Here is a 7970-nt window from a genome sequence, read left to right on the forward strand (position 1 = left end):
TACTTTGAGGAGGAAATAATATGGATAAGAAAAAATATATTGAAGAAGCAAATAAAATGTTAGAAAAAGCATATATTCCGTATTCAAAATTTCCTGTTGGTGCAGCGTTAGTTACGAAAGAAGGGAAAATCTATACTGGTTGTAATATAGAAAATGCTTCTTATGGCTTATGTAACTGTGCAGAAAGAACAGCGATCTTTAAAGCAGTATCAGAAGGTGAGCGCGACTTTAGTTACTTAGTTATTACAGGAGAAACGGACGGACCGATTTCACCGTGTGGTGCTTGTAGACAAGTAATTGCTGAATTCTGTGAACCGAAAATGCCTGTATTACTAACGAATGTAAAAGGCGATGAAAAAGAAGTGACTGTTGAGCAATTACTGCCAGGTGCTTTCTCAATAGAAGATTTAAAATAAGTTGAAAAACCATTCCACAAATATAAATTGTGGAATGGTTTTTTTATATTTAAATGTTGAATGTAATATTTTGTTCATATTCCGTTCATAAACTTTGCGTAAAATGATTGCAGCGAATAATAGAAAGTTTACAGCAGGAGGAATAGAATGAAGAAATTATATAATGCAGCATTCAGCTACTTAATTATCGGTTTATTATCAGGAGTTTTTGCAAGAGAGTACTCGAAAGCACAAGGAATTAAAGGATCCACAATGTTGCAATTGGTGCATACACATGTATTAGTGCTCGGTTTCGTATTCTTTTTAATTGCTTTAGCTTTATGTAAAGTGTTTCATGTACAAGAAACAAAGAGTTTTCGTGCGTGGTTTGTTGTTTATAATGTAGGATTACTTTTTACTATTGCTACAATGCTATGGAGAGGTCTTCTACAAGTAAATGGAACTGACTTTAACGGTTTAAGCCATATGGCTGGATTAGGTCATGTTATTATAAGTATCGGGCTCGTTTGGTTTATGATTTTGCTCAAAAAGTCTGTTAAATAGATAGGAGTGGAAAGTATGATAGCACTTTTATCAAGTATTGTAGCAGTCTGTATGGCTGTTGGTGTCATGTTTCTTCGCTTTAAAGCAGCGAAAAAGCCGGTAACGAAAAAGAAAATTATATTGCCGCCAATTTTTATGAGTACTGGCGCAATGATGTACTTCTTACCAGAGTTTCGATTAACATCGTTAGAAATAGTAGAAGCAATTACTGTAGGACTTATTTTCTCTATATTCCTTATTAAAACAACGAAGTTTGAGATAAGAAGTGAACAAATATATATGAAACCGTCAAAAGCATTTATATTTATTTTAGTCGGATTATTAGCTGTACGAGTAGCGTTGAAATCATATTTAAGTCAATCGATTGATTTAGCGGAGTTAAGTGGAATGTTTTTCTTACTCGCATTTGCGATGATTGTGTCGTGGAGAATTGCGATGTATCGTTCGTATGCTAAATTAGAAAAAACAATAAAAAGAGCTGGAATTTCTATATAGGAAATCCAGCTCTTTTTATGTTTTATTAAAATTCTTTAACGCGGAACTCATTTGCTTAATTTTAAACGTATTTGAGCATCTTGTAATGCGGCTGGTGTAACGTTAAGTCCATTTTGATCAACAATTTTTGTGTTTAATAAAATGGAATCTAAGCTTCCACGAAATGTTTGTGTATAGTTTTGACGCAACATTTGTTGTTCTTGTTTTTCATCAACTGTTAATCCAGATACTTTTTCTTTTTTTGATAATTCGTTAATACGGAATAAAATGTTTTTCATTTGTTTCACCTCTAGTTAGATTTAATTACATTAGTTACTTACTAATATATAGTTATTGTAACGTTTAATTTTAATTATGTCAACACCATCTAAAATGGTTAAAAATTGACGAAAAATTGTAACAATAATAAAATGAATTGATTAGATCATTAGTTTTTTAATCATACATAGAACGCTAGGGGGATTATTATGAAAGCAACATTTTTTGCTCAAAATAGAGAACGATTAGTAAACACATTACCAGACGAATCTATTACGATTTTATTTGCGGGACAAGCACCTCATATGTCAGCAGATGCACATTATAAATTTGTGCCGAATCGGAATTTTTACTATGTAACAGGAATCGATGAACCAAATGTTATTTTCATGTTGAAGAAGGTTGGAAATAGTGTTGAAGAAACACTTTTCATTGAAAAGTCGGATCCAGTAATGGAAAAATGGGTCGGTAAAACAGTTTCTAACGAAGAAGCAGAGAAAATTTCGGGTATAAAGAAAGTTGTATATTTAGATAGCTTTGAAAAGACAATGTCAAATATACTCTTCACAGAAAATGTGAAGCATCTATATTTAGATTTAGAGCGTCGTGAGTGGAATGGTACAGAGACAAAAACGCAAGCATTTGCTAAACGTGTAAGAGAACAATATCCACACGTAACAATTGGTAATGTATATCCGAACATTTGTGAATTGCGAGTGTTTAAAACAGATGAAGAAATTGAAATTATGAAAGAAGCGATTGCTGTAACGAAAGAGGGCATTTACAACGTGCTTAAGCATGCAAAAGCAGACATGATGGAGTATGAATTAGAAGCTCAGTTTGACTTCATACTGAAGTCATCTGGCATTAAGCATCATGCGTTCAATACAATTTTGGCAAGTGGAAAAAATGCTACAGTTCTTCATTATGAAGATAATGATGCGCAAATTCAAAATGGTGATTTAGTATTACTAGATTTAGGTGCTCAAAAAGACTACTATAACGCTGATATTAGTTATACATTCCCAGCAAATGGAACATTCTCTAGTCGCCAAAAACAAATTTATAATATTGTATTAAAAGCATTGAAAGAAACAACAGAGATTATTAAGCCGGGCCTAAAGTTCGCTGCATTAAATGAACACGCTAAAAAAGTACTCGCAGAAGGGTGCAAAGCAGTTGGTTTAATTCAAGAAGATGAAGAGTTATCAAAATACTATTATCATGGTGTCAGCCATTTCCTTGGTTTAGATACACATGATGTAGGAACATACAAAGATAGAGTATTAGAAGAAGGTATGGTTATAACAATTGAACCTGGTCTTTATATTGAAGAAGAATCAATTGGTATTCGTATTGAAGATGATATTCTTGTAACGAAAGACGGATACGAAAACTTGTCAAAAGATATCATTAGAGAAGTGGAAGAGATTGAAGAGTTTATGAGAGAAAATAATGTGAATGTAAAAGAAGATGAGGTTGTTACGAAATAACGATTGGGAAAGACGCTCTGTTTTTGAGGGTCTTTTTTTTGTGGAGATGTGTTAGAGGGTGTTATATAGAAGGTTCAATATCTGTATATATCTATAGGGTATTTGTTATGTTTCCACGTAATCAAATATAAAGAGAGCCGAAAAATTATGCATGCAATACCTATTTTTGAGTGCATACACTACGCTTGAAGTTTTTCAATAGGTGGAATCTTTTGTAAAAATTGTGAAGACATGATAATTTTGAAGTTATGCACTATTTATTTGTAATTTAATGAAATGAAAACCAATAAAAGAAAATATTGATATTTTAATTGTTATTCATTATTATTTGAATAATCAGAAAAGTTAGTACTATCAATGGATAAAGTTTTAGAATTACTTCATTTACCCTCTGAAAAAGAAGAAGACAAAGTGACTATGCCTAGATCAGGTAAGTGTTTTGATGGATGAATTTAATTATCATATAAGTTTCATAAAATATAAATGCTGATATGTTCATAGCTAGAAAGAGGATGATCTAAGTGGCAGGGAATATTATTATGAAAAATATGACATTTAAATACGTATCGATGATTCAACCTATTTTTAGAAATTTAGATTTAAATATAGATGAAAATTGGAAGTTAGGACTTATTGGTAGGAATGGTCGGGGGAAAACAACTTTTTTGAAAATTCTTTTGAATGAATTTGAATATGAAGGTACAATCCAATCGGCATTAGACTTTAAATACTTTCCTTCCTATCCACATAGCCATGAAAATATAACTGCGTTAGAAGTGTTATTGAAACAAAACCCACTTATGGAAGTTTGGAAAATTGAACGAGAGTTAAGCTATATGGATTTATCACCAGAGATTTTAGATAAACAATTTAATGTATTAAGTGGTGGAGAACAAACAAAACTTTTACTTATCGAATTATTTTTAAATGAAAATTCATTTCCTTTAATTGATGAACCGACAAATAATTTAGATTTGCATGGTAGAAAAATTGTAGGGCAATATTTAAAGCGAAAAAAAGGGTTTATTCTTACAAGCCATGATGAATCTTTTTTAAATCAATTTGTTGATCATATTTTAGCTATAAATCAAGAATCTATTGATTTGATTAGTGGCAATGTAGATACATGGAAACAAGAAAAAGAAAATGCAGACATGCTTTCTGCAGAAAAAAATTCTAAACTGAAATCCGAAATAAAACGGCTTCATGATGTTTTAAGACAAGTAAATACTTGGGGGATGAAAAGAGAGAATAGTACGAGAGATGCCGCAGAAAGACGTCTCGCCGCAAAACAAATGAAAAGAGCAAAAGCCATTAAAAAACGGACAGTGGCAATGATTGAAGAAAAAGAAAATCTTATTAATAATATTGAAGCTGTGTCTAATTTGAAAATGATAGTTGAACAACCAAGAAAACAAGTACTATATTTTCGTGATTTTTCTATTTTGAGAGACGGGATACCTCTTTTTAAACCGATTAACATAGATATTTATCCAACAGAACGCTTCTTTATTGAAGGCAAAAATGGTGTTGGAAAATCGACATTACTAAATTTTATTCTTGGAGAAGAGAGTCTGGAAACAATTGGAGATTACAGGGTGAATTTACCTGATCAAGTGTCAATACTTCGTCAAAAAAATCAAGAAGAGGAAGAGTATTACTCTTTACTAAATCGGTTATCTACGAAAGAAGAAAAAGAAGAGTATTGGCATCTATTATATCAATTAGGAATTAATCGTAATAGTTTCTCACATATATCGAGTGAAAACTGGAGCTCGGGGGAGCAGAAGAAAGTATTTTTAGCAAATGCATTATTAGGAAAGAATAAGCTATTTATTTGGGATGAGGTAACGAATTATTTAGATATGTTCGTAATTCAGCAACTCATTGATGCAATAAAGAAATATGAACCAACTATCATTGGTGTAGACCATAATGAATATTTAGTGAATGCGGTAGCTACTAAAAAGATAGAATTAATACCATATTTTTAATGGGATTTTTTGAAGTGTAATAAATAATATAGATGCGAATAAGCTTTGGATTCTAGAATTAGGATGTTACAAAAAATGAATTTTGAGATGTTACTTTGATTATATATTTCTCCCTATTGTGAACCCGCAAAGAATCAGCGTATAATATTATAGGTCTCTCATTTGCGAGACAAACCGCGAATGATAAATAAGATTGTTGTTTTATCATCGCTTCTAAACAGATAGACAATGAAAGTAACACTGGAATACAGATAGGGAGTTATAAAATGAAATTAATTATTGCCGAGAAACCAGATCAAGGTTTGGCTCTTGTTTCACAATTTAAATATCGCCGGAAAGATGGATATTTAGAAGTAGAAGCGAATGAGTTATTTCCAAATGGAGCGTACTGTACATGGGCAATTGGTCATTTGACGCAGTTATGTAATCCAGAACATTATCACGCAGAGTGGAAAAAATGGTCACTTGATACGTTACCGATGATTCCAGAGCGTTTTCAATTTGAAGTAACAAAGTCGAAGTATAAGCAATTTAACGTTGTGAAACAGCTGTTACATAATCCACAGGTAACAGAAATTATTCACGCGGGCGATGCTGGGCGTGAAGGGGAATTGATTGTACGGAATATAATTAATCTTTGTAACGTACAGAAGCCGATGAAGCGTCTTTGGATTTCCTCTTTAACGAAGCAAGCTATTTACCAAGGATTTAAAAATTTGCTTGACGAATCAGATACAATCAATACGTACTATGAGGCGTATACAAGGTCATGTGCGGATTGGGTCGTTGGTATGAATGCATCACGTGTGTTTAGTATTTTGTTAAAGAAAAAAGGAATGAATGATGTATTTTCAGCTGGTCGTGTACAAACACCGACACTCGCGTTAATCGTAAAGCGTGAAAAGGAAATAGAAAACTTTAAGTCAGAGCCGTTCTGGGAAGTGTTCGCAACCTTTAATATAGAAGGAAAGAAGTATGAGGGGAAATGGGAGAAGGATAGTGAATCCCGCTTAAAAGACCCTGATATGGCGAATAAAATTGCGGCATTTTGCCAAGGTAAACCGGCTGTAGTGAAGGAAATGAAAACGGAGCGTAAAGAATTTCAGCCGCCGCTTTTATTTAACTTATCATCACTGCAAGCAACGGCAAATAAAGCCTTTAAGTTTTCACCGAAAAAGACGCTTGATATAACGCAAGCACTATATCAAAAAGGGATTGTTTCTTATCCTCGTTCGGATTCCAACTATGTTACCCAAGGAGAGGCAGCGACGTTCCCGGATATTTTACAGAAGTTAAGTCAGTTTGATGAATATAAAGATTTATTACCAGCTCCAGTTGAATCGATTATGAATAATAAGCGTTATGTGAACGAAAAGAAAGTAACAGATCACTACGCAATTATTCCGACAGAGCAAGTTACAAATCCAAGTAGATTATCAGGTGATGAAAAGAAAATTTACGATATGATTGTAAGAAGGCTTATTGCAGCCCACTATGAAGTTGCGATTTTTGACTATACAACGATTGTAACGCTTGTAGATGAACGTGCTGAATTCATTTCAAAAGGAAAACAGCAAATTCAAGAAGGATGGCGTAAAGTTATTTTCCAAGACGATAAAGATGACGAAACCATTCTTCCAATTGTAGCTGAAGGTGAAGAAGGAAAAGTTGTAAAGGTGAAAGTGAAAGAGGGAAAAACACAACCACCGAAGCGTTATACAGAAGGACAACTTATTACGTTAATGAAAACAGCTGGTAAGTATTTAGAGAATGAAGAGCTGGAGAAAGTATTAAAGAAAACAGAAGGTTTAGGTACAGAAGCGACCCGTGCAGGTATTATTACGATGCTAAAAGACCGTAAATATATAGACGTGAAGAAGAACCAAGTGTATGCGACCGATAAAGGGAAAGTATTAATTACCGCAATCGGTGACAAAATACTAGCTTCACCAGAAATGACAGCGAAATGGGAGCAGCGTCTTGCAGAAATTGGTGAAGGTACGGCTTCACCAGCTACATTTATGGAACAAACGAAAAAGCTATCAGCTAAAATTATTGAAGATGCAGTGGAAATGTCAGAGAAATGGGACTTTACTGGATTGCATGTTGAATCGATTGAGCGAAAAGGATCGAAATTTACAACAGGTAAAAAGGTTGGTAGCTGTAAAAAATGTGATGGCGATGTGATTGATAAGTCAACGTTTTATGGTTGTTCTAACTACAATACAACGCAATGTGATTTTACCATCTCAAAGAAAATATTAAGTAAAACAATCTCGCAAAAGAATATGACAAAGCTCTTAAAAGGTGAAAAGACAGATTTAATTAAAGGCTTTAAAAAGGGCGAGAAAACATTTGATGCGAAGTTAGAGTGGAAAGATAATAAGATTAATTTTGTGTTTGAGAATTAAGTTGTTTTAACAAATAAAAATATGATAATTAAAAAATATCCTATAGAATAGACGTTTAAAAAAGTCTATTCTATAGGATATTTTTTTGAATAAGTAGTACTATATATTTTTGTTTGAAATAAAATATACAATAAAAAAATCTTTATAATTGATAATTATTTATTGTAAAACAATAAAATGTGTATTAAAATCATTATCATAATAAATCAGTGAGATGCTTTTTATAGAAAGGTAACAAAGCTGTTTTTTATTAGAGGAGGAAATAACAGTAAATAAGAATCTGTAAAAAACTATAAAAATTTACAATTACAGGTTTTATATTTTACAGAATTCAACCTATAATATTTTCAGGTGATGAAA

The 7970-nt window shown here is 32.6% G+C and carries 7 protein-coding genes; 6 read left to right on the top strand and 1 reads right to left on the bottom strand.

What is annotated here, in order from left to right; all coding sequences use genetic code 11:
- The first annotated feature begins 20 nt into the window (after positions 1-20).
- From PDK19_RS16780 to PDK19_RS16790, 3 genes are all read left to right on the top strand, one after another.
- Complete coding sequence (locus PDK19_RS16780; RefSeq protein WP_000358526.1) at positions 21-416, top strand: cytidine deaminase; 396 nt, start codon at positions 21-23, stop codon at positions 414-416.
- 147 nt (positions 417-563) lie between these two features.
- Positions 564-959, top strand: coding sequence for a DUF2871 domain-containing protein (locus PDK19_RS16785; protein ID WP_000737882.1), 396 nt, complete (start codon positions 564-566; stop codon positions 957-959).
- 15 nt (positions 960-974) lie between these two features.
- Positions 975-1454: a CcdC family protein gene (locus PDK19_RS16790; RefSeq protein WP_049112293.1), complete on the top strand. Its 480-nt coding sequence runs from the start codon at positions 975-977 to the stop codon at positions 1452-1454.
- 47 nt (positions 1455-1501) lie between these two features.
- Here the strand turns inward: PDK19_RS16790 and PDK19_RS16795 are convergent, their stop codons facing one another.
- Entirely contained in the window at positions 1502-1732 is a 231-nt protein-coding gene (locus PDK19_RS16795) for a DUF896 domain-containing protein (RefSeq protein WP_000789788.1), read from the bottom strand.
- Between the two features lie 189 nt (positions 1733-1921).
- On the opposite strand from PDK19_RS16795, the gene PDK19_RS16800 reads away from it, so the two are divergent.
- From PDK19_RS16800 to topB, 3 genes are all read left to right on the top strand, one after another.
- On the top strand, positions 1922-3205 hold the full coding sequence (locus PDK19_RS16800; RefSeq protein WP_074615320.1) for an aminopeptidase P family protein: 1284 nt from the start codon (positions 1922-1924) through the stop codon (positions 3203-3205).
- A 521-nt stretch (positions 3206-3726) separates the two neighbouring features.
- On the top strand, positions 3727-5199 hold the full coding sequence (locus PDK19_RS16805) for an ATP-binding cassette domain-containing protein (protein WP_080495755.1): 1473 nt from the start codon (positions 3727-3729) through the stop codon (positions 5197-5199).
- Between the two features lie 266 nt (positions 5200-5465).
- A complete protein-coding gene (topB, locus tag PDK19_RS16810) occupies positions 5466-7610 on the top strand; it encodes a DNA topoisomerase III (protein ID WP_000766741.1) in 2145 nt (714 codons plus the stop codon).
- Positions 7611-7970 lie beyond the last annotated feature (360 nt).

It is taken from the genome of Bacillus cereus group sp. BcHK124, assembly GCF_027712065.1.
GTDB classification, from domain to species: domain Bacteria; phylum Bacillota; class Bacilli; order Bacillales; family Bacillaceae_G; genus Bacillus_A; species Bacillus_A pacificus.

Coding starts and splice junctions, on each gene's coding strand:
- PDK19_RS16780 (WP_000358526.1), top strand. CDS start 21: ATGGATAAGAAAAAATATATTGAAGAAGCAAATAAAATGTTAGAAAAA.
- PDK19_RS16785 (WP_000737882.1), top strand. CDS start 564: ATGAAGAAATTATATAATGCAGCATTCAGCTACTTAATTATCGGTTTA.
- PDK19_RS16790 (WP_049112293.1), top strand. CDS start 975: ATGATAGCACTTTTATCAAGTATTGTAGCAGTCTGTATGGCTGTTGGT.
- PDK19_RS16795 (WP_000789788.1), bottom strand. CDS start 1,732: ATGAAAAACATTTTATTCCGTATTAACGAATTATCAAAAAAAGAAAAA.
- PDK19_RS16800 (WP_074615320.1), top strand. CDS start 1,922: ATGAAAGCAACATTTTTTGCTCAAAATAGAGAACGATTAGTAAACACA.
- topB (WP_000766741.1), top strand. CDS start 5,466: ATGAAATTAATTATTGCCGAGAAACCAGATCAAGGTTTGGCTCTTGTT.